Source organism: Micromonospora sp. Mcm103, assembly GCF_024519755.1.
GTDB lineage: Bacteria > Actinomycetota > Actinomycetes > Mycobacteriales > Micromonosporaceae > Micromonospora > Micromonospora aurantiaca.
The window spans coordinates 1-1,619 of the sequence record NZ_JALJRJ010000052.1 but is presented as its reverse complement, the minus strand read 5'-3'; the positions used below and the strand labels follow the sequence as shown (position 1 = coordinate 1,619).

At 63.6% G+C, this 1,619-nt stretch carries 1 protein-coding gene; it reads left to right on the top strand.

What is annotated here, in order from left to right; translation table 11 throughout:
* Window positions 1-35: 35 nt before the first annotated feature.
* The coding region (locus tag OC439_RS30125; RefSeq protein WP_315985960.1) for an amino acid adenylation domain-containing protein at window positions 36-1,619 on the top strand (1,584 nt) is incomplete at its 3' end.

Genomic DNA, 1,619 nt, shown 5'->3' with positions numbered 1-1,619 from the left:
TGCTGTCTCGGGGGCATGCTGAGCGTTTGGCGTCGATGTATCGGTTGGTGTTGGAGGCGATGGCGGCTGATTCGGAGGGTGATGCGTCGCGGGTGTTGTTGCCGGTTGGTGAGGTGGGGGTGGTTTCTGGTTGGGAGGTTGGGGTTGAGGGTGTGGTGAGTGGGTGTCCGGTGTCGTTGGCGTTGGTGGAGCGGGCGGGGCGGGATCCGGGTGCGGTGGCGGTTCGTGGGGTGGGGTTTGAGCTTTCGTTTGGTGAGTTGGTGGGTCGGGCGGGTGCGGTGGCTGAGTCGTTGCGGGCGGTGGGGGTGGCTCGTGGTGATCGGGTGGGTGTGGTGGTGGAGCGTGGTGAGTGGTTGCATGCGGCGTTGTTGGGTGTGTGGTTTGTGGGGGCGGCTTATGTTCCGGTGGATCCTGGGTTTCCGGTGGGTCGGGTGCGGTCGATGGTGGATGGTGCGGCTGCGGTGGTGACGCACGGGGATCGGGTGGGGGTGTTTGAGGGTCCGGTGGTGGTGGTGGATGGTTTGGGGTTGGTGGATGTTGAGCCGGTTGGGGTGGATCCGGATGAGTTGGCGTATGTGATTTTTACGTCTGGGTCGACGGGGCGTCCGAAGGGTGTGGGGGTGTCGCACCGTGGTTTGGCGAATCATGTGGGTTGGGCGGTTCGGGATCTTGTGGGGGCGGGGTCTGTGGTGGGTGGTGGTGTGGGTGGGGCGGTGTTTTCGTCGGTGGCGTTTGATTTGGTGGTGCCGAATGTGTGGGCGCCGTTGTTGGCTGGTCAGCCGGTGGTGGTGTTGCCGCAGGATCTGGATTTGTCGGAGTTGGGGTCGGCGTTGTTGTCGTGGGGTCCGTTTGCGTTTCTCAAGCTGACTCCGGGTCATTTGGAGGTGTTGTCGCAGCAGTTGTCTGTGGATCAGGTGCGTGATCTGGCTGGGGTGTTGGTGGTGGCTGGTGAGGCGTTGCCGGGTGTGTTGGCAAGTCGTTATTCGGGTTCGGGTCGTCTGGTGAATGAGTATGGCCCGACTGAGGCGTCGGTGGGTACTTCTGTGTATCGGGTTCCTGCTGATTGTGGTTCGGGTGTGGTTCCGATCGGTGTGCCGTTGCCCGGGATGGTGGTGCGGGTTTTGGATGGGCGGTTGAATCAGGTTCCAGTGGGGGCTGTGGGTGAGCTGTTCGTGGGTGGTGTGGGTGTCGCTCGTGGCTATGTGGATTCGCCGGGGTTGACGGCGCGGCGGTTCGTTCCTGATCCGTATGGTCCGGCGGGTTCTCGTTTGTATCGGTCGGGGGATGTGGTTCGGTGGCGTGGCGACGGGGTGCTCGAGTATCTGGGTCGTTCTGATGATCAGGTCAAGATTCGTGGTTATCGGGTGGAGATCGGTGAGGTTGAGGCGGTGCTGAATGAGCATCCGTCGGTGGCTGAGGCGCGGGTGTTGCTGGTCGAGGGTCGGTTGATCGGGTATGTCGTGGGTGCGGGTTTCGTCGATGCCGAGGTGCGGGCGTTCTGCGCGGGGCGTCTGCCGGAGTACATGGTCCCGGCCGTGTTCGTGGTGCTCGACGCGATGCCGTTGACCGCCAACGGCAAACTCGACCGCCGCGCCCTGCCGTCGCCCCCGGCCGCCGAG